We start from the raw sequence: 19,636 nt of genomic DNA on the forward strand, positions 1-19,636 counted from the left end.
AGACGAGGGGGTCTCGATGCCTCTGTCCGAGTACGAGCAGCGCGTCCTGGAGCAGATGGAGCGTGCGCTCACGAGTGACGATCCCCGTCTGGCCAACACGCTCCAGTCGTCGGGTCGGCGACCCGTGGTGCGTTACGTCATCGCCGGGGTCGGCCTCGCCGTCGGCCTGCTCGTGCTCGTCCTGGGCGCGGCGAGCTCGAACGTGTGGCTGGGAGTCGTCGGCTTCGCCGTGATGTTCGGCGCCGTCGGCTGGGCCTTCGCCTTCGCGCCGCGCGCCAAGCGCGGACCCGGGGGCGTCGTCCGACCGGACGGCCGCGTGGGCCACCGTCCCGCCGGCGGCAGGACCAAGGGCGCGTCGGGCGGGCCGGGCCTCATGTCCCGCCTCGAGGCCCGCTGGGACCGCCGCCGCGACCAGGGGCGCTGAGGACCCGCGCCAACGCGTCCGCCGGGAGCGCGGCGCAGCGGAGCCTGAGCCCGAACCGGGAACGGCGAGAACAGAGAACGTCAGAGCCGCAGCGACAAGCAGCCGCTGCGGCTCTGCTGCGTGTCGGTGCGTGTCCAGGTCCGACAGGTACGGGCGGTCAGTGCCGCCCCGCGGCCTTCCCCGCCGTCGCCAGCCCCGTCGTGACCGCGCGCGTGAGGTCCGCGAGCCGCTCGAGACGCTCGGCCCGTTCCTCGTCGCCGACCTCGGCCGGCGCGGCATAGCGCTCGGACTCGAGCTCGCCGGCGAGGGCCGTGAGGCCGTCACGCACCGGCCACGGCAGCTCGGCGCCCGTGCGTTCCTCCCACGCCGTCGCGGTCTCGCTGGGCGCCCGCCGCGGCGTCGTCGCCGTCGGCAGCGTCACGCCGGACCTCGTCAGCGCGCCGACCACCCGGTACCACGCCTCCTCGGCGTCGCGCGGTGGCCGCGCGCCACGGCGGCGCAGCAGGAGGACCGCGGCGCCGGCCGCGAGCACGAGGAGCACCACGGTGCCGACGAGCCAGCGCTGCGTCACGTCGTCCTCGCCCGGACCGGCTGTCGTGCCGGTCGTGGGCGACGCGCTCGGGGCGGCGGCGGCCCCGGTGGCGCCCGGCCGGGGGAGCTCGTCCTCCGGCGTCGGCGCGACCGTCGGCCCGGGCCCGCCCAGCAGCGGGTTCGCGTACGCGGGGACGGCGCCGGTCTGGACGGCGGGCGTCGGCTCGAACCGCACCCAGCCGACGCCGGTGAAGTAGAGCTCCGGCCACGCGTGGGAGTCGCGGCCAGTGATCGTGAAGGTATTCGGGTCGCCGCTCCCGGTGCCGGGGAGGTATCCGATCGCGAACCGCGCGGGGATCCCGAGCGTGCGCGCGAGCACCATCATCGTCGTGGCGAACTGCACGCAGTAGCCCTGACGCTGCTGGAGGAAGTCCCACACGGCGTCGCCGGTCTGGCCCGGCGGGACCTGCGGGTCGTACGTGAAGCGCGACGGCGAGCGCAGGTAGGCCTGGAGCGCGACGGCGCGGTCGTAGTCGGTGGCCGCGTTCCCGACGATCTGGCGGGCGAGCGCGGCGATGTCGTCCGCGTGCGCGGTCCGCGGGACGTCGAGGAACGCGTCGTCGACCTCGCTGCGGCCCGGGGGAGCCGCGCGCAGGACCTCGGCCGACAGCTCGCGCGGGCGGACGAGCATCGTGAAGGTGTCGCCCTCCTGCGTCGTGTCGTCGCCCACCACCTCGTCACGGTCGGCGACGTAGCGCCAGCCGTCGCCGGCGTCGGCGATCGAGCGCGGCTCGACCGCCACGGGCAGCTCCTTCTCGCGCATCGACCCGACGGTGAGCTCGACACGCGTCGGCTCCGCGGTGAGCTCGGCGCCGGAGGGGAACAGGACCTCGTCCGGCCCGAAGCCGTCGCCGCCCTGCGGGCGTCCGTGGTCCCACTTGCGCCCGTCGAACCGGGAGAGCGTCAGGAGCCGCAGGGGGCCGACGTCCGAGCCGGTCGACGTCGTGTAGGTGAGCACCGTCGCGCCCGAGCGGGTGCTCAGCGACCGGTACATGTCGAGGTTGTCGGCCAGCCGCGCGGCCTTGGACGCCGTGGTGAACAGGCTGGTCCAGCCGCCGCCGACGCCCTCGACGCCGGCCGCCGCCGTGGAGGCGACGAGCGCGATCGCGGTGATGCCCGCGGCGGTCGCCGTCGTGCGGACCGCCCGGCGCCGCTCCGCGCGCCGCACCTGCGCGCCGACGACGGCGTCGCGCACGGCGCGCCGGCCCCCGGGCGCCCCGTCGAGCGTGAGCCCCAGCAGCAGCGCGACGACGGTGACGGCGAAGCTCGTCCACGGCATCTGGTAGGTCAGCACGAGCGGCGGGAACCACAGCACGAGCACCGCGGCCGAGGCGAGCAGCGGGTGGCGCGCGCCGACGGCGAGCGCGTCCGCGACCAGCAGCACGAGCAGCGACCCGCCGACGCACAGCAGCGCGATGGGCGGCGTCCCCGCGACGGGGGCGACCTCCTGACGGATGATCTCGCCCGCGAGGCCGAGCTGGTCGACGAGGTGACCGACGGACGACGGGCTGACGATCCAGTCGGTCGTGCCGCCGAGCCCGCCGAACCGGGCGAGGAGGTACCAGGACGCGACCGCGGCGCCGACGACCGTCGGCCACGCGGACGACGTGCCGCCGTCGTCGGCGGAGAGCCGGCTGACGGTGGCGCCCGCGCGAGCGGCGGCGGCGACCCGCGCGCGGCGGCCGCCGATGATGCCGCGCGTGACGACGAGCGCGGCGCCGACGAGCAGCACGCCCAGGACGCCGGCCGCGGGCCACGGCGGCGCCACGACGCTGCGCAGCGCGAGCATCGAGGCGAGGACGGCGACGACGACGAGCCCCGTCGCGAGCGCGAGGCGCGCGGTCGCGGGGGTGCGGGCCGGGATCATGCGACACGCTCCGCGAGCGCGGCCCAGGTGCGGTCGTGGGGCGCCCGCGCCTGCGCGGTGGCGACGCGCCAGCCGGCGGCGCCCAGGGCTGCGACGGTCGCCTCGGCGTCCGACGCCAGGCGGCACACCACGAGCGCCCAGCACGAGGCGGACTCGGTGGACAGGGCGGCCAGCTCGCGCAGCACGGCGGGCGGCTGGGGGCGCAGCACGGCGACGGTGATCTCGCCGGGCGCCCGGCCGACCCGCAGGGCCTTGGCCGTGGCGGTCGTCGCGGCGTCGGCGTCCGCCTCCGTGCGGTGCCCGGCGAGGTCGATCGTCGCGTCCAGCAGGGCAGCACGCCCGGTCCGCGCACCCGTGACGAACCCGGCGGTCTCGCCGAGGCTGCCGCGGGTCGTCGCGACGAGCCGGACGGGGTGGCCCGCGTCCAGGAACGAGCAGGCGAGCGAGGCGACGTGCTCGACGGCCCACTCGCCGTCGGCGGTCACGGTGCCGGCGACGGCGCGCGGCTCCCCGGGGGCGGGCAGCAGGGCGCGGTCGAGGAGCACGGTCACGGGCCGGACGCCGGCCGCCTCGTCGGTGCGGACCATGAGGCGGCCCTGGCGCGCGGCGGTCGGCCAGTGGACCCGGCGCGGGTCGTCGCCGGGCACGTACTCGCGCAGCACGGCGTCGTCGGGGGCGGTGAGCCGCGCGCCCGTGCCCGCGTGCTCGAGGTCGCCCAGCAGGCCGGTGCGCACCGACAGCTCCGTGGTGCGCGGCCACACGGAGACGAGCGTGGGCTCGCCGAGCGGCTGCGTGGTGCGCACGAGCCCGAACGCGTCGGAGCGCGTGGTCAGCAGCGGGCCCAGCGGCCAGCGCCCGCGCCGGCTCGGCTGGACGCCGTAGCGCACCTGGATCCGGTCGGGCTGCGTGGTCACGCGGGCGCGCACGCCGTGCTGGCCGGCGAGCTCGTGGGACGCCTGCTCGGACAGCCGGATGCGGGCGAGCCGCTCGAACGCGACGGGGGACGGGCGCTCCGGCCCGACGAGCAGCTGGACCGACGCCTGCTCGCCGCGCACGACGGGGTCGGGCGTGACGTGCCGGGAGACGCTCAGCGCGCCACGGCCGACGTCGAGCCGCTGGAGGCCCTGGGAGACCCAGGCGACGGCGACCGCCGCGACCGCCGCCGCGCCGAGCCCGAGGATGTCGGGCAGGCCGAGCGTGACGCCCAGCGCGACGAGCCCGGCGCCGGCCACGACCAGCGCGAGGCCCCGGCGCGTGGCACGCACGCGCGCGATGCGGCGCAGCGCCGCGCGCATCAGCGCCAGCCCGGGGACGCCGCCGGGACGGGCGTGCGCTCGACGACCTGCGCGACGATGTCCTGCGTCGTGATGCCGGCCAGGCGGGCCTCGGTGGTGAGGATGAGCCGGTGCGCGACGACGTGCACGGCGAGTTGCTGCACGTCGTCGGGCAGCACGTGCTCGCGCCCCGCCATCGCGGCGCTCGCCTTGGCCACCTTGAGCAGCTGGAGCGAGGCGCGCGGCGAGCCGCCGAGCCGCAGCGACGGGTGCGTGCGCGTGGCGCCGACGACGTCGAGGACGTACTGCTTGACCGCGGGCGAGGCGTGCACGTGCCGCACGAGCTCCGCGAGGCGCAGCATCGTCGCCCCGGTGGTCACGGGGGCCAGGTGGGCCAGCGGGGAGGACGCCTCCTGGCGGTCGAGCATGAGCATCTCGGCCGCGTTGTCCGGGTAGCCGACCGTCAGCCGTGCCATGAAGCGGTCGCGCTGGGCCTCGGGCAGCGGGTACGTGCCCTCCATCTCGACCGGGTTCTGCGTCGCGACGACGAGGAACGGGTGCGGGAGGCGGTGCGAGGTGCCGTCGACCGTCGTCGTGCCCTCCTCCATGCACTCGAGCAGCGCGGACTGCGTCTTGGGGGAGGCGCGGTTGATCTCGTCGCCGATGACGATGTTGTTGAACACGGGGCCCGGGCGGAACTCGAACTCGTGCGTCTGGGCGCGGAAGATGTTGACGCCCGTCAGGTCGCTCGGCAGCAGGTCGGGCGTGAACTGGATGCGCCCCACCTGGCAGTCGATCGAGCGGGCGAGCGCCTTGGCGAGCGTCGTCTTGCCGACGCCGGGCACGTCCTCGACCAGCAGGTGGCCCTCGGCGAGCAGCACCGCGACCGTCAGCCAGGCCAGCGACGGGCGGCCGGAGACGACCGACTCGACGGCCGCGCGGACCCGCGTGGTCACCTCCACGAGCTCGCCGATGCCCGCGCGCAGCGCGCCGGGTTCCGCCCGCCCGTCGTCCGGTGCGGCGTGGGCGGGCTCGGCCAGCGTGGGGATGGCGGGTTCGGGGTGCACGAGGACCTCCACGTCGAGGACGACAGCCTGTCGCGCCCTAGAGAGCGCGTGCTTCGAGCCTAGTGGACAGGCGACGTGGCCGTGATGACACGTCCCTGCGTGGACGCCGGGCGCTCCACCTCCCTCCACTTCACCCGTGACCGCCCTGACCTGCGCCGACGGGGGCTCGCGCCGGGGCTGGTGGAGCGTCCAGCGTCATTTCGCCAGGAGCGGTGGAGGGAAGTGGAGTAGCGTGGAGCGCGCGGGAGCGCTCAGGGAGGTGCAGGCCGTGGCAGGGGTGGACTCGTTCGTCGGGACAGGCCTTCTGCTGGGCACGTACACCCCGCGGCTGGACGAGAAGGGCCGTCTCATCCTTCCCGCGAAGTTCAGGGCCCGACTCGCTGCTGGGCTGGTCATGACGCGAGGGCAGGAGCGCTGTCTCTTCCTCATGCCGATGGACGAGTTCAGCCGCATGTACGAGCAGGTCCGGCAGGCGCCCGTGACCTCCCGTCAGGCACGCGACTACCTGCGCGTGCTCCTGTCGGGGGCGAGCGACGAGGTGCCGGACAAGCAGGGCCGGGTCTCGATCCCGCCGGTCCTGCGCGAGTACGCCGGTCTCGACCGGGACGTCGCCGTGATCGGCGCCGGCACCCGCGTCGAGATCTGGGACAGGACGGCCTGGGAGGCCTACCTGGCCGAGCAGGAGTCCGCGTACTCCGACACGGCCGAGCAGATCTTCCCGGACCTGGCGTTCTGAGCCCGCATGACAGCTGCACAGCACGAGACGCGCAAGGGCCCCGCACCACGAGGCCTCCAGCCGCGAGGGTCTGGCGTACTTCCCCGACGCCAGAACGACGCGGAGGGAGACCTGGCGGTACGGGGTCCTCGCGCCACCTAGCGCCATCCACCAGCAGGCACCCGGACAGAGACGGAGGAGCACATGTCCGACGACGACGAGCGCAGCACGGCCGACCGCCACCTGCCCGTGCTCCTCCAGCGCTGCATCGACCTGCTCGCCCCGGCGCTGTCCGCACCGGGTAGCGTGCTCGTCGACTGCACGCTCGGCATGGGCGGCCACACGGAGGGCGTGCTGGAGCAGCTGCCGCACGCCCGCGTGGTGGGCATCGACCGCGACCCGCAGGCGCTGCGGCTCGCGAGCGAGCGCCTGGCGCGGTTCGGCGACCGGTTCACGCCCGTGCACGCGGTCTACGACGAGATCGGCGACGTCGTCGCGCGCCTCGGGTACGCCGACGGCGTCCAGGGCGTGCTCATGGACCTCGGGGTCTCGAGCCTCCAGCTCGACGAGGCCGGGCGCGGCTTCGCGTACGCCCAGGACGCCCCGCTCGACATGCGCATGGACCAGACCACGGGCCTGACGGCGGCGGACGTGCTCAACACGTACGACGAGCACGAGCTGACCCGCATCCTGCGCGAGTACGGCGAGGAGCGGTTCGCGGGCAAGATCGCACGCTCGATCGTGCGGCGGCGGGTCGACAAGCCGTGGGAGCGCACGTACGAGCTCGCGGATCTTGTGCGGGCCTGTATCCCGGCGGCCACGCGCAAGACGGGCGGCAACCCGTCCAAGCGGACCTTCCAGGCGCTGCGGATCGAGGTCAACGGCGAGCTCGAGGTGCTCGAGCGGGCCGTGCCGGCCGCGATCGAGGCGCTCGCCGTGGGCGGCCGGATCGTCGTCGAGTCCTACCACTCGCTCGAGGACCGCATCGTCAAGCGCGCCATCACGCGCGGCACGACGTCGTCGGCACCGGCGGGCCTGCCCGTCGAGCCGGAGACGCACAAGGCCTACCTGGAGCCGCTCACGCGCGGCGCCGAGGAGGCCGACGCCGAGGAGCTGGCCCGCAACCCCCGCTCCGCGTCCGTGCGCCTGCGCGCCGCCGCCCGGCTGCGGCCGACGCCCGACCACCTGCGCACCACCCCGACCAGCAGGACCCGTTCCACCCGCACCACCCGCCAGGAGGACCGACGATGAGCGCTCTGCGAGCCCCCGCCTACGCTCCGAGCCGTCCGGCAGCGCCGGCGCGCCGCACCCGGCTGACCGCCCTCGACGGCGGGCGCGTCGAGGGGCGGCGGTTCGCCGCCGTCCGCGCGCCCCTGCAGGCGCGTTCGGCGACCCCGTTCCTGGTCATGTGCGGCGCGCTCCTGGCCGGTGCCCTGCTCACGGTGCTCGTGCTCAACACGTCGATGGCGTACGGGTCGTTCGAGATGTCGCGCCTGCGGGGCGAGTCGAACCGGGTCGCGCAGGACATCCAGGTCAAGCAGCAGGCGCTCCGGACCGCCGAGAACGGCCTGGACGCGCGGGCGCGACGGCTCGGCATGGTGCCGAGCGAGGGCACCCAGATGCTCGACGTCACGGGCGCGCTCGCCGCGGCCGCACCGCTCACGGACGCCGGGCAGCCGCTCACGGACGCCGGGCAGCCGGACGCGGGGCGGGGCAGTGACGGGGCGCGAGGCACCCGCGACACGCGGGCGCGCCTCGCGCCCGACGCAGGGGAGCGCCCCGCAGACTCGTGGGGTGAGCGCAGGCAGCGGACGGGCGACGCCCTCGTCGGCGCGCCCCGCGACAGGTGCTGCCCGGCAGCGCCAGGCCGCGCCCCCACGGCAGGCCGCAGCACCGGCCCGCGCCGCCGCAGGCCAGCTGCGACAGGGCGCGCGTCCGGCGTCCGCTCGCGACGCCGCGGCCACCGGGCGGACGCGGCAGGCCCGCACCCCCGGGCGCGCGACGGCCGTCTCCCGGTCCACCGGCACGCTCGAGCGGACCCGGGCACCGCGCCCGCCGCGCCGGGTCCCGGCCCCGGCCAACCCCGTCCGGCGGCAGCGCTGGCTGACCGTCCTCGCGGCGGTCGTCGTGACGATCTTCGTCGGCCGGCTGGTCCAGGTGCAGGTCTTCGAGGCGCCGGGCCTCGCCGCGCAGGCCCGTGACGGGCGCATGACCACGGTGAACGTGCCCGCGCACCGCGGCGACATCACGGACCGCAACGGCGTCGTGCTCGCGACGTCCGTGGACCGGTACACGATCTCGGCGGACCCGTGGGCGATCCAGAAGTTCCGGGGCGGCAGCCGCACCGACGCGGCCGGCAGCCCCGTGGCCGACGGCGCGCTCGGCGTCGCCCAGCTGCTCGCGCCCGTGCTGGGGCGCGACCGGGCCGAGCTCGCGGCGCAGATCAACGGCGACAGCCGGTACGTGGTGCTGGCCCGCAACGTGGAGCCGGACAAGCAGCGCGAGATCAGCGCGCTGCGCCTGGCGGCGGTGATCCGCACCGAGCTCGTCTCCCAGCGGGTCTACCCGCAGAAGACCATCGCGGGCCCGCTCCTCGGCTTCGTCGACGCCGACCAGGTGGGCCAGGGCGGCCTCGAGCGCGCCTTCGACGACCTGCTCGCGGGCCAGGCCGGGTCGGAGACCTTCGAGCGCTCGCTCGACGGCGTCCGCATCCCGGGCGGCCAGTCGATGTCGACCCCCGCCGTGCCCGGCGGCGACGTCCAGCTGACGATCGACAGCGAGGTCCAGTGGAAGGCGCAGTCGTCGCTGGACGACATGGTCCGCAGGTCGGGGGCCGCGTTCGGCATCGCGCTCGTCGTGGACCTCCAGACCGGGGAGATGCTGGCGATCGCGGACTCCGGGTCGGTCGACCCGAACGACCGCAGCAACGCCGACGTCGCCCGCGGCTCCCGCGCGGTGCAGGACATCTTCGACCCGGGCTCCACGGCCAAGGTGATCACGATGGCCGCGGCGCTCGAGACGGGCGCGTGGGCGGTCGACAGCCAGTTCACCGTGCCGTTCCGGTTCACGACGCCGAACGGCCAGTCCTTCCGCGACTCGCACGACCACCCGACGTGGAACCTCACGCTCGCGGGCATCCTGGCGCGGTCGTCCAACACGGGCACCGTGCAGGTCGCCGAGAAGATCCCGCCGCAGGTCCAGTACGACTTCATGCACAAGTTCGGCTTCGGCCAGCCCACGGGGCTCAACCTGCCGGGCGAGTCGAACGGCATCCTGCACCCCGTGGACCGCTGGGACGGGCGCACGCGCTACGCCGTCACGTTCGGCCAGGGCGTCTCCGTCAACGCAGTCCAGGCGCTGGACGTGTTCTCGACCGTCGGCAACGGCGGCGTGAACGTGCCCCCGGTGCTGGTCAAGGGCACGCGCGTCCCCGGCGGCGAGCTCGTGCCGACGGCGCGGGCCGCCGGCACGCGCGTCATCTCCGCGGAGACCTCCACGACGCTGCTGCACATGATGGAGGAGGTCACGGGCGAGGACGGCACGGCGGCGAGCGCCCAGATCCCCGGCTACCGCGTCGCGGGCAAGACAGGCACGGCGCAGATCATCATGCCGGGCAAGGCGACGACGTACATGTCGTCGTTCGTCGGCGTCGCGCCGGCGGACGCCCCGCGGTTCGCCGTCGGCGTGTTCCTCAAGAGCCCGCGGACCTCGATCTACGGCGGCGTCGTCGCCGCGCCGGTGTTCCGCGACGTGATGAGCTTCGTCCTCCAGAAGGAGGGCGTCCCGCCGAGCGCGCCGGCCCCGGACCCGCTCCCGCTGACCTGGTGACGGCCCGCGCGTCTGCCCTGGCCGCCCCGCGTGGCGCGGTACGTCGAGGGCCTCGGAGGCGGCTCCGGGAACCGTTAGGGTCTACTCCGTGACAACCCCGCTCGAACGGATCCGGCCCGCTGCCACCGCGGCCCGCCGGGTACGGGACCTCGCCCACACGTTCGACCTCCGGGCCACGGGCCCGTGGGGGGAGGAGACCGTCACGTCGGTCGCCTCCGACAACCGCGTGGTCTCCATCGGCGACCTGTTCGTGGCCCTGCCGGGCGCCAACGCGCACGGCGCCCGGTTCGCCGCCGACGCGGTCGCGCGCGGCGCCACGGCCGTCCTGACCGACGACGCCGGCGCCGCCCTCCTGGCCGACATGACCGTGCCGGTGCTCGTCGCCGACGACCCGCGCGCGATCCTCGGCCTCGTCGCCGCGTGGGTCTACGGCTCGCCCGCCGAGCACCTGACCACGTTCGCGGTCACGGGCACGAACGGGAAGACGACCACGGCCTACCAGCTCGACCACCTGCTGCGCTCGCTCGGCTTCACGAGCGGCCTCATCGGCACCGTCGAGATGCGCTCGGGGGACCGCGTGCTGCCCTCGCGCCTCACGACGCCCGAGGCCGCCGACCTCCAGGCGCTCCTCGCCGCGATGCGCGAGGACGGCGTCCGCACGCTCGCGATGGAGGTCAGCTCGCACGCCCTGGCGCTGCACCGCGTCGACGGCGTCCGCTACGGCGTCGCCGGGTTCACCAACCTGAGCCAGGACCACCTGGACTTCCACGGCGACATGCAGTCGTACTTCGAGGCCAAGGCGCTCCTGTTCACGCCCGAGCACTCGCGCCGCGCCGTCGTCGTCGTCGACGACGCCTGGGGCGTGCGCATGGCCGACGCCGCTCAGGTGCCCGTCGCCACCCTGCGGACGGTCCCGGACGGCCCGGACGCCGACTGGACGGTCTCCGACGTCGCGCCGCACGGCACCGGCTCCGCGTTCACCGTCACGCACACGGACGGCCGCACGCTGCGCACCTCGACCACGCTCCCGGGCCACTTCAACGTCGCCAACGCGGCGCTCGCGCTCGTCATGGTGGTCGAGGGCGGCGCGCACCTGGAGGACGTGGCCGAGGCGCTCGCGACGGGCGGCGGCCTGGCGGGCGTCGTGCCGGGGCGCATGGAGGTCGTCGGGGCGGGCAGCGAGACCGACCCGCGCGTCGTCGTCGACTTCGCGCACAACACCGAGGCGCTCGAGCTTGCGCTCGGCGCGCTGCGCGCCACCACGCCGGGCAGGCTCGTCGTCGTCTTCGGCGCCACGGGCGACCGGGACAAGGGCAAGCGCCCCGCCATGGGGGCGGCCGCCGTCGCGGGCGCCGACGTCGTCGTCGTGACGGACGACGACCCGCACGGCGAGGACCCGGCCGCCGTCCGCGCCGAGGTGCTCGCCGGCGCGCGTGCCGCCGCCGAGCGGGAGGCCGCGACCCGTACCGTGGAGGTCCGCGAGCAGGCACCGCGGGCCGACGCGATCCGGCAGGTGGTCGCCGAGGCGGCCGCGGGGGACACCGTGCTCATCGCGGGACGGGGCCACGAGACCATCCAGGACGTGGCAGGCGTGGACGTCCTGCTCGACGACCGGGTCGAGGCCCGTGCCGCACTGAACGAGAGGACCGCATGATCCAGCTGACCGCGTCCGAGGTGGCGCAGGCGACGGGCGGCCGCCTGGCCGCCGACCCCGACGTCCGGGTGACCGGGCCTGTGGTCGCCGACTCGCGGCAGGTGGAGCCCGGCGCGCTCTTCGTGGCCATCCCGGGCGAGCACGTCGACGGCGCGGACTTCGCCGCCGGCGCGGTCGCCGACGGCGCCGCCCTGGTGCTCGCGTCGCGCGAGGTCGGGGGCCTGCCGGTCGTCGTCGTCGACGACGTGCCCCGGGCGCTCGGTGACCTGGCCCGTGTGGTGCTGGAGCGCCTGCGGGCCGCGAACCCGGCCGTCAAGGTCTTCAGCATCACGGGATCCGCCGGCAAGACCACCACGAAGGACCTGCTGGGCAGGCTCGTGGCGGAGCAGGACGGCGACACGGTCGCGCCCGTCGGGTCGTACAACAGCGAGGTCGGGCTGCCGCTCACGGTGCTGCGCGGCACCGCGGCGACGCGCAAGCTCGTCCTGGAGCTCGGCGCGGACAAGCCCGGCGACATCGGCTACCTCGCGTCGATCGTGCGGCCGCAGGTCGCGGTCATCCTCATGGTCGGCACGGCGCACATCGAGTTCTTCGGCAGCCAGGACGCCATCGCGAACGCCAAGGCGGAGGTGCTGGAGGGGCTCGTCCCGGGAGGCGTCGCCGTCCTCAACGCGGACGACGAGCGTGTGCTGGGCCTCGCCCCGCGTGCGACCGCCGCGGGGCACCGCGTCGTCACGTTCGGCCGCGTGCCCGCCGCCGACGTCCGCGCCGAGGACGTCACCGTGGACGCCACGGGCCGCGCCTCGTTCACGCTGCGCGTGCGCGCCCGCGTCGCCGCGGCGGGCGAGGTGGCCGACGACCTGCGTCTGCCCGTCTCGCTGCGCCTCGTCGGCGAGCACCACGTCTCCAACGCGCTCGCCGCCGCCACGGCCGCGATCCTCGCCGGGACGTCGCCCGCCGTCGTCGCCGAGCGGCTCTCGGCCGCCGAGCCGGGCAGCCCGCACCGCATGGCGGTCACGGAGCGGCCCGACGGCGTCACGGTCGTCGACGACGCCTACAACGCCAACCCCGAGTCGATGCGGGCCGCGCTGCGCTCCCTGGCCGTCATGGCCGGGCGCGAGCGCCGCTCCGTGGCGGTGCTGGGGGAGATGCGTGAGCTGGGCGCGAACGCCCGCGTGGCGCACCATGAGATCGGGCTCCTCGCGGTCCGACTGAACATCAAGCTGCTCGTCGTCGTCGGCGACGGGGCGTACCACATCCACGAGGGGGCCACGCAGGAGGGCTCCTGGGGGGAGGAGACCGTGTTCGTGCCGGACCTCGACGCCGCGCGCACCGCGCTCGACGAGCTCGTCCGACCGGGCGACGTCGTGCTGGTCAAGGCGTCCAACGGCTCGGGGCTGTGGCGCCTGGGCGACGAGCTGGCCGCCGGCACGCTGGGCGCCGCCCAGTGATCGCGATCCTCGTCGCCACGGGCGTCTCGCTCGTCGTGGCCCTGTTCGGCACGCCGCTGTTCATCCGGTTCCTGGTCCGCAAGAACTACGGGCAGTTCGTCCGGCAGGACGGCCCGACGGCCCACTTCACCAAGCGCGGCACGCCCACCATGGGCGGTGTCGTCATCATCGGGGCGACGCTCATCGGCGTCGGCGCGGCCATGGCGGTGAGCGACAGGTGGCCGAGCGCGACCGTGTGGCTCTCGCTCTACCTCATGACCGGCCTGGGCCTGGTGGGCTTCGCCGACGACTTCACCAAGATCCGCAAGCAGCGCTCCCTGGGCCTGACGCCGCGGGCCAAGATCATCGGCCAGGGGTTCGTGGGCGTCACGTTCGCGATCCTCGCGCTGCAGTTCCCGAACTCGAACTGGCGCACGCCCGCGTCGACACGCATCTCGTTCCTGCGCGACACCAACCTGGACCTCGCGTTCGCGGGCGCCACGGTGGGCCTGATCCTCTTCGTGATCTGGGCGAACTTCCTCATCACCGCCTGGTCGAACGCCGTCAACCTCACGGACGGCCTCGACGGTCTGGCCACCGGCGTCTCCCTCGTGGTGTTCCTCGGCTACGTGCTCGTGGGCATCTGGCAGCTCAACCAGTCGTGCCAGCGCTTCGCCGTGGCGGGGCCACGCTGCTACGAGGTGCGCGACCCGCAGGACATCGCGATCGTCGCGGCCGCCGTCGTCGGCGCGTGCTTCGGGTTCCTGTGGTGGAACGCGAGCCCGGCGAAGATCTTCATGGGCGACACGGGCGCCCTCGCCCTGGGCGGCGCGCTTGCCGCGCTGTCGATCCTGTCGCGCACGCAGATCCTCGCGGCGATCATCGGCGGCATGTTCGTCATCATCGTGATGAGCGACATCATCCAGATCGGCTTCTTCAAGATGACCCGCAGGCGGGTGTTCAAGATGGCGCCCCTGCATCACCACTTCGAGCTCTCGGGGTGGGGCGAGGTCACGATCGTGATCCGGTTCTGGCTCATCGCCGGGCTGTTCGCGGCCCTCGGCATGGGCATCTTCTACGCCGAGTGGGTGGTCTCGTAATGGCGTTCGAGCAGCACGGCGCCGTCGAGCCGCGCGTGCCTCTGGCGCAGGCGCGCGTCCTGGTCGCCGGGCTGGGCGTCACGGGGCGCGCCGTGGCCGGCGCGCTCCCGGGGCACGTCGCGTCCGTGGTCACCACCGCCCCGTCCGGACCGGGTGGCGGCGAGCCCGACGTCCCGCTCCCCGCGGACGACGCCGGGCGTGCCGCGCTGCTGGCCGACGTCGACGTGCTCGTCACGTCGCCGGGGTTCAAGCCGAGCGACCCGCTGCTCGTGGCGGCGGGCGCGGCGGGCGTGCCGGTGTGGAGCGAGGTCGAGCTGGCCTGGCGCCTGCGCGTCGACCGCGCCGACGGCCGGGGCCCCGCCCCGTGGCTCGCCGTCACCGGCACCAACGGCAAGACGACCACGGTCGAGATGCTGGCCGCGATCCTCGACGCCGCCGGGCTGAGCACGCGCGCGGTCGGGAACGTCGGCACCCCGCTCGTCGAGGCGGCCCTCGACCCGACGCTGGACGTCCTCGCGGTCGAGCTGTCGAGCTTCCAGCTGCACTTCGCGCACACCATGGCCGTCGAGGCGGGGGCGATCCTCAACCTCGCGGACGACCACCTCGACTGGCACGGCACCATGGCCGCCTACGGCGCCGACAAGGGCCGCATCTTCGAGCGGGCGACCGTCGCGTGCGTCTACAACGCCGCCGACGCCGCCACCGAGCACGAGGTCCGCGAGGCCGACGTCGCCGACGGCACCCGGGCGGTCGGGTTCTCGCTCGGCGCCCCCGCGCCCGGGCAGCTCGGCGTCGTCGAGGACGTGCTGGTGGACCGCGCGTTCCACGCGCCCGCCGACGCCGTCGACCGGCTGACCTATGCCGCCGAGCTCGGCACGTTCGCCGACCTCGAGCACCTGGCCCCCGGCGGGGCGCTGCCGCCGCACGTCGTGGCCAACGCGCTCGCCGCCGCGGCGCTCGCCCGGGCGCACGGCGTGCCCGCCGCCGCCGTGCGCGACGGCCTGCGCGCGTTCCGCCCCGGCGGGCACCGCATCCAGCAGGTCGGCGCGATCGACGGCGTCACGTACGTCGACGACTCGAAGGCCACGAACGCGCACTCCGCCGCGGCCTCGCTCGCGGGCTTCCCCGCGGGGTCGGTCGTGTGGGTCGCGGGCGGCCTGGCCAAGGGGTCACGGTTCGACGAGCTCGTCGCCTCGCGCGCGGACCGGCTGCGCGCCGCCGTCGTCATCGGCGTCGACCCGGAGCCGTTCACAGACGCGCTCGGCCGACACGCGCCCGAGATCCCCGTGGTCGTGGTCGACCCCGGAGAGACTGACTCCGTGATGCGCCGCGCCGTCGAGGCGGCACGGTCCCTCGCCCAGCCGGGCGACACCGTGCTCCTCGCCCCGGCCGGCGCCTCGCAGGACCAGTTCCGCTCGTACGCGCAGCGGGGCGACGCCTTCGCCGCGGCGGTGGAGGCGATGCGGTAGCGGGAGAGGTCAGCATGGCGGTCACCACGAGCACGGGCTCCGGCACCCACGAGCGGCAGTGGCTCGGCCAGTGGAACTCCGCCGTCACGTCCTACTACTCGCTGACCGGCGCGACGGGGCTGCTGCTCGTCGTCGGCCTGATCATGGTGCTGTCGAGCTCGACCATCACCTCGATCGCCGCGGGCCACTCGCCGTACGCCGAGTTCGTGCGCCAGGGGCAGTTCTTCCTCATGGGGCTGCCCGTGATGATCGTCGCGGCCCGGCTGCCCGTGCGCTGGTACAAGCGGTTCGCCTGGCCCGCGCTCCTCGTGGCGCTCGGCCTGCAGTCCCTGACCCTGATCCCCGCGCTGGCCCGCACGCAGGGCGGCAACTCCGGCTGGATCTCCCTGGGCGGCTTCACCATGCAGCCCGCCGAGGTGGGCAAGCTCGCCCTCACGATCTGGCTCGGCCACGTCCTGGGGCGCAAGCAGCGGATGCTCGGCAAGTGGAGCCACACGCTGCTCCCCGCCGCCCCGGGCGCCGTGCTCGTCATCGGGCTCGTCCTGCTCGGGCACGACCTCGGCACGGCGCTCGTCGTCTGCGGGCTCGTGCTCGGGGCGTTCTGGGTGGCGGGCGCACCGGCCCGCCTGCTTGCCCTCGGTGGTGGCATGGCCGCGGTGATCGTCGGCTACGTGTTCGTCCTGGGCTCCAGCAACCGCGTCAGCCGCATCCTGGCTGCCTACGACCCGAACTGCGACGTCACGAGCATCTGCTACCAGACGCAGCACGGCCTCTTCGCGCTCGGCACGGGCGGCCTGTTCGGCGTCGGGCTCGGGGCCAGCCGCGAGAAGTGGCGCTACCTGCCCGAGGCGCACAACGACTTCATCTACGCCATCATCGGCGAGGAGCTCGGCCTGTTCGGCACCCTCATGGTGCTCGGCCTGTTCGTCGCCCTCGGCATCGCGATGAGCCGCGTCGTGCGCCGCCACCCCGACCCCTTCGTGAAGATCACGACGGCCGCCGTGGCGTGCTGGGTGGTGGGCCAGGCGTTCATCAACATCGGCGTCGTCATCGGGATCATCCCGGTCATCGGCGTGCCGCTGCCGCTCGTGTCCGCGGGCGGCTCCGCCCTGGTGACCACCATGGCCGCGCTCGGCATGGTCATCTCGTTCGCGCGCTCCGAGCCGGGCGCCGCCGAGGCGCTCGCGGCGCGGGGCAGCGTGGTGCGCCGCTCGCTGGCCGTGCTCGGCGTCCGGCGGAGGCCCGGCCGGCGGCGGTGACCCCCCGCGGCTCCCGGTAGGGTCGTCGTCTGTGAGTGACAGCCCCGTCCAGTCCGTCGTGCTCGCCGGCGGTGGTACCGCCGGCCACGTGAACCCCCTGCTCGCCGTCGCGGACGAGCTCCGCGCCCGGGAGCCCGGGGCCAAGGTGCTCGTGCTCGGCACGACGACGGGCCTTGAGGCCGACCTCGTGCCCGCGCGCGGCTACCCCCTGTGGCCCGTGCCCCGCGTGCCGCTGCCGCGCCGCCCCTCCGCCGACCTGCTGACGCTGCCCGGCAAGCTCAGCGCCGCGGTCAAGGCCGCCGAGGCCGCGATCGACCAGATCGACGCGCAGGCCGTCGTCGGGTTCGGCGGGTACGTCTCCACGCCCGCCTACCTCGCCGCCCGGCGCCGCGGCGTGCCCGTGGTCATCCACGAGCAGAACGCCCGTCCCGGCCTCGCGAACAAGCTCGGCGCCCGCTGGGCCGCGCGCGTGGGCCTGACGTTCGAGGGCACCGCGCTGCGCGGCGGCGTCGTCACGGGCCTGCCGCTGCGGCGCGAGATCGCCGCGCTCGTGGACCAGCGCGACGCCGACGCCGCGGGCACGCGCGTCGCGGCCGCCGACGCCCTGGGCCTCGACCCCACCCGGCCCACCCTGCTCGTCACCGGCGGCTCGTCGGGCGCGCTGAGCGTCAACGCGGCCGTCGTCGGGGCGGCCGCGGAGCTGCTGGCCGCCGGCGCCCAGGTGCTGCACCTGACCGGCCGCGGCAAGGACGGGCCGGTCCGCGAGGCGCTGGCCCGCATCGACCCGCTCACCGACACCGACCGCTACCACGTGCGTGAGTACCTCTCCGAGATGCACCACGCGCTCGCCGTCGCCGACCTCGTCGTCGCCCGCTCCGGCGCCGGCACGGTGTGCGAGCTCGCCGCCCTCGGCATCCCGGCCGTGTACGTGCCGCTGCCCGTCGGCAACGGCGAGCAGCGCCTCAACGCGACGCCGCTCGTCCGCGCCGGCGGCGGCCTGCTGGTCGACGACGCCGACCTCACGCCCGCGTGGGTCGCCGCGCACGTGCCCGCCCTCCTGGCCGACACCGCCCGCCTCGCCGCGATGGCGGAGGCCGCCCGGTCGACGGGCGTGCGCGACGCCGCCGCCCGCGTCGCCGACCTCGTCGAGCAGGCCGTCGCGGAGGCGGGCCGATGAGCGCCGCCCTCCCGGTCGAGCACCTCGGCCGCGTCCACCTCATCGGCGTCGGCGGCGCGGGCGTCTCCGTCGTCGCGCGGCTCCTCGCCGCCTGCGGCGTCGACGTCCAGGGCTCCGACGCCGCCGACGGCCCCGCGCTCGCCGCGCTGCGCGAGGACGGCGTGCGCGTCTGGGTCGGCCACGACGCCGCCCACGTCGTCGGCGCGGACGGCAGCCCGCTGGTCGACACCGTCGTCGTCTCCTCCGCGGTGCGCGAGACCAACCCCGAGCTCGCCGCCGCGCGCGCCGCCGGGATCCGCGTGCTGCACCGCTCCGAGGCGCTCGCCTCGCTCATGCTCGGGCAGCGCGCCGTCGCCGTCGCGGGCGCCCACGGCAAGACGACGACGTCCGCGATGGTCGCCACCGTGCTGCGCGCGGCCGGCGTCGACGCGTCCTTCGCCATCGGGGGCACCGTGCGGGTGCGCGCCGACGACGGGTCCGTCACCGCCGTCCCCGGCGGGCACCGCGGCACGTCCGACGTGCTCGTCGCCGAGGCCGACGAGTCCGACGGCTCCTTCCTGAACTACGCCCCGACGGTCGCCGTCGTCACCAACGTCGAGCCCGACCACCTCGACCACTACGGCACGCGTGAGGCCTTCGACGCCGCGTTCGTCGCCTTCGCCGGCCGCCTGCGCCCCGGCGGCGTCCTGGTCGCGTGCGCGGACGACGCCGGCGCCACGGCGCTCGCGGCCGCGCACCGCGCGAACGGCGGCACCGTCGTCACGTACGGGACGACGCCGGACGCCGACGTCGTGGTGCGCGACGTCGTCTCGGGCGCGGACGGCGCCTCGGCCACCGTGAGCGGCGGCCCGCTGGGCGATGCGCCGCAGCCGCTGCGCCTGGCGGTCGCCGGCGCGCACAACGTCCTCAACGCCGCCGCGGCCGTCGTCACGGCGGCGCTGCTCGGCACGCCGGCCGCCGACGCCGTCGCGGGCGCGTCCGCGTTCGTGGGCACGGGCCGGCGCTTCGAGCCGCGCGGCGCGGCCGGCGACGTCCGCGTCGTCGACGACTACGCCCACCACCCCACGGAGATCGAGGCGCTGCTGCGCGCGGCGCGGCCCGTGGCCGGCGACGGCCGCGTGCTGGTGCTGTTCCAGCCGCACCTCTACTCGCGCACGCGCATCTTCGCCGACCGCTTCGCCGCGGCGCTCGCCCTCGCGGACGAGGTCGTCGTCACGGGCATCTACAAGGCCCGCGAGGACGTCGACCCGTCGGTCACGGCCCGCACGATCACCGACCTGCTGCCGGCGACGGCGTCGGGCGGGGGCGTGCGTGCCGTCGATGACAAGCACGAGGCGGCCCGTGTCGTCGCCTCCCTGGCACGGCCCGGAGACCTCGTGATCACCGTGGGTGCGGGCGACGTCACGGACCTGGGGCCGGAGATCCTCGCCGCGCTCGCGCGCTGATCGGGCCCCGGAACGCCGGGAGGCCGGGCCGGTGGACGCGGACGGCCGGAGGTCGCGCCGCCGGAGGTCTGGACGCCGGACGCCGCCGAGTGCGGGCGGCCCGGCGGGGGATACCCGGATCGGGTGCGGGTCCGCGGCAGGATAGGCGCGTGCGTCCCCCTGCCCGGCCCCGCGTGCCTCCGAAGCCAGCCGTCGCGAAGCCCGCGGCGCCGGCGTCGAGCCCCCGAGGCCCGCGAGGACCGGGACGACGCAGCAGGGTGCCCGGACCGAGGCGATCCCGCGGCCCGCGACGGGCACGAACCCCCGCACGGGAGCGAACCCGCGCACCGGCGCCGG

At 75.5% G+C, this 19,636-nt stretch carries 15 protein-coding genes; 12 read left to right on the top strand and 3 right to left on the bottom strand.

Annotated elements, in window-relative coordinates:
- The first annotated feature begins 16 nt into the window (after nucleotides 1–16).
- A complete protein-coding gene (locus ET471_RS11810) occupies nucleotides 17–424 on the top strand; it encodes a DUF3040 domain-containing protein (RefSeq protein WP_129188565.1) in 408 nt (135 codons plus the stop codon).
- A gap of 157 nt (nucleotides 425–581) precedes the next feature.
- On the opposite strand, the gene ET471_RS11815 is transcribed toward ET471_RS11810, so the two are convergent.
- Genes ET471_RS11815 through ET471_RS11825 form a run of 3 tightly spaced genes read right to left on the bottom strand, consistent with a single transcriptional unit; the run spans nucleotide 582 to nucleotide 5,223 of the window.
- Nucleotides 582–2,882 (bottom strand): transglutaminase TgpA family protein, encoded by a 2,301-nt coding sequence (locus tag ET471_RS11815; protein ID WP_129188567.1) that lies wholly within the window; start codon nucleotides 2,880–2,882, stop codon nucleotides 582–584.
- A complete protein-coding gene (locus ET471_RS11820) occupies nucleotides 2,879–4,177 on the bottom strand; it encodes a DUF58 domain-containing protein (protein WP_129188569.1) in 1,299 nt (432 codons plus the stop codon). Before ET471_RS11820 ends, ET471_RS11815 begins: the two co-directional genes overlap by 4 nt.
- On the bottom strand, nucleotides 4,177–5,223 hold the full coding sequence (locus ET471_RS11825; RefSeq protein WP_129188571.1) for an AAA family ATPase: 1,047 nt from the start codon (nucleotides 5,221–5,223) through the stop codon (nucleotides 4,177–4,179). Before ET471_RS11825 ends, ET471_RS11820 begins: the two co-directional genes overlap by 1 nt.
- A gap of 268 nt (nucleotides 5,224–5,491) precedes the next feature.
- Between ET471_RS11825 and mraZ the strand changes: the two genes are divergently transcribed.
- The 11 genes from mraZ to murC all read left to right on the top strand — a co-directional run bounded on the left by mraZ (nucleotide 5,492) and on the right by murC (nucleotide 19,300).
- Nucleotides 5,492–5,959, top strand: coding sequence for a division/cell wall cluster transcriptional repressor MraZ (gene mraZ / locus ET471_RS11830; RefSeq protein WP_129188573.1), 468 nt, complete (start codon nucleotides 5,492–5,494; stop codon nucleotides 5,957–5,959).
- A 183-nt stretch (nucleotides 5,960–6,142) separates the two neighbouring features.
- A complete protein-coding gene (gene rsmH / locus ET471_RS11835; protein ID WP_129188575.1) occupies nucleotides 6,143–7,189 on the top strand; it encodes a 16S rRNA (cytosine(1402)-N(4))-methyltransferase RsmH in 1,047 nt (348 codons plus the stop codon).
- Entirely contained in the window at nucleotides 7,186–8,139 is a 954-nt protein-coding gene (gene ftsL / locus ET471_RS18600; protein ID WP_242496269.1) for a cell division protein FtsL, read from the top strand. The genes rsmH and ftsL overlap by 4 nt, the downstream gene beginning before the upstream one ends.
- Nucleotides 8,066–9,766, top strand: coding sequence for a peptidoglycan D,D-transpeptidase FtsI family protein (locus ET471_RS11845; RefSeq protein ID WP_242496270.1), 1,701 nt, complete (start codon nucleotides 8,066–8,068; stop codon nucleotides 9,764–9,766). Before ftsL ends, ET471_RS11845 begins: the two co-directional genes overlap by 74 nt.
- An 88-nt stretch (nucleotides 9,767–9,854) precedes the next feature.
- Nucleotides 9,855–11,420 carry a UDP-N-acetylmuramoyl-L-alanyl-D-glutamate--2,6-diaminopimelate ligase gene (locus tag ET471_RS11850; protein WP_129188577.1) on the top strand — a complete coding sequence of 522 codons (1,566 nt, stop codon included), beginning with the start codon at nucleotides 9,855–9,857 and terminating at the stop codon, nucleotides 11,418–11,420.
- Complete coding sequence (locus ET471_RS11855; protein WP_129188579.1) at nucleotides 11,417–12,871, top strand: UDP-N-acetylmuramoyl-tripeptide--D-alanyl-D-alanine ligase; 1,455 nt, start codon at nucleotides 11,417–11,419, stop codon at nucleotides 12,869–12,871. Before ET471_RS11850 ends, ET471_RS11855 begins: the two co-directional genes overlap by 4 nt.
- Nucleotides 12,868–13,950: a phospho-N-acetylmuramoyl-pentapeptide-transferase gene (mraY, locus tag ET471_RS11860; protein ID WP_129188581.1), complete on the top strand. Its 1,083-nt coding sequence runs from the start codon at nucleotides 12,868–12,870 to the stop codon at nucleotides 13,948–13,950. The genes ET471_RS11855 and mraY overlap by 4 nt, the downstream gene beginning before the upstream one ends.
- Nucleotides 13,950–15,419 carry a UDP-N-acetylmuramoyl-L-alanine--D-glutamate ligase gene (gene murD / locus ET471_RS11865; protein ID WP_129190954.1) on the top strand — a complete coding sequence of 490 codons (1,470 nt, stop codon included), beginning with the start codon at nucleotides 13,950–13,952 and terminating at the stop codon, nucleotides 15,417–15,419. The genes mraY and murD overlap by 1 nt, the downstream gene beginning before the upstream one ends.
- A gap of 14 nt (nucleotides 15,420–15,433) precedes the next feature.
- Nucleotides 15,434–16,678: a putative lipid II flippase FtsW gene (ftsW, locus tag ET471_RS11870; RefSeq protein WP_129188583.1), complete on the top strand. Its 1,245-nt coding sequence runs from the start codon at nucleotides 15,434–15,436 to the stop codon at nucleotides 16,676–16,678.
- 31 nt (nucleotides 16,679–16,709) lie between these two features.
- Complete coding sequence (gene murG / locus ET471_RS11875) at nucleotides 16,710–17,855, top strand: undecaprenyldiphospho-muramoylpentapeptide beta-N-acetylglucosaminyltransferase (RefSeq protein WP_129188585.1); 1,146 nt, start codon at nucleotides 16,710–16,712, stop codon at nucleotides 17,853–17,855.
- A complete protein-coding gene (murC, locus tag ET471_RS11880) occupies nucleotides 17,852–19,300 on the top strand; it encodes a UDP-N-acetylmuramate--L-alanine ligase (protein WP_129188587.1) in 1,449 nt (482 codons plus the stop codon). The genes murG and murC overlap by 4 nt, the downstream gene beginning before the upstream one ends.
- Nucleotides 19,301–19,636: the final 336 nt, after the last annotated feature.

Source organism: Xylanimonas protaetiae (assembly GCF_004135385.1).
In the GTDB taxonomy this organism is placed as follows: domain Bacteria; phylum Actinomycetota; class Actinomycetes; order Actinomycetales; family Cellulomonadaceae; genus Xylanimonas; species Xylanimonas protaetiae.

Coding starts and splice junctions, on each gene's coding strand:
- ET471_RS11810 (WP_129188565.1), top strand. CDS start 17: ATGCCTCTGTCCGAGTACGAGCAGCGCGTCCTGGAGCAGATGGAGCGT.
- rsmH (WP_129188575.1), top strand. CDS start 6,143: ATGTCCGACGACGACGAGCGCAGCACGGCCGACCGCCACCTGCCCGTG.
- ftsL (WP_242496269.1), top strand. CDS start 7,186: ATGAGCGCTCTGCGAGCCCCCGCCTACGCTCCGAGCCGTCCGGCAGCG.
- murD (WP_129190954.1), top strand. CDS start 13,950: ATGGCGTTCGAGCAGCACGGCGCCGTCGAGCCGCGCGTGCCTCTGGCG.
- ftsW (WP_129188583.1), top strand. CDS start 15,434: ATGGCGGTCACCACGAGCACGGGCTCCGGCACCCACGAGCGGCAGTGG.
- ET471_RS11815 (WP_129188567.1), bottom strand. CDS start 2,882: ATGATCCCGGCCCGCACCCCCGCGACCGCGCGCCTCGCGCTCGCGACG.
- murC (WP_129188587.1), top strand. CDS start 17,852: ATGAGCGCCGCCCTCCCGGTCGAGCACCTCGGCCGCGTCCACCTCATC.
- ET471_RS11855 (WP_129188579.1), top strand. CDS start 11,417: ATGATCCAGCTGACCGCGTCCGAGGTGGCGCAGGCGACGGGCGGCCGC.
- ET471_RS11820 (WP_129188569.1), bottom strand. CDS start 4,177: ATGCGCGCGGCGCTGCGCCGCATCGCGCGCGTGCGTGCCACGCGCCGG.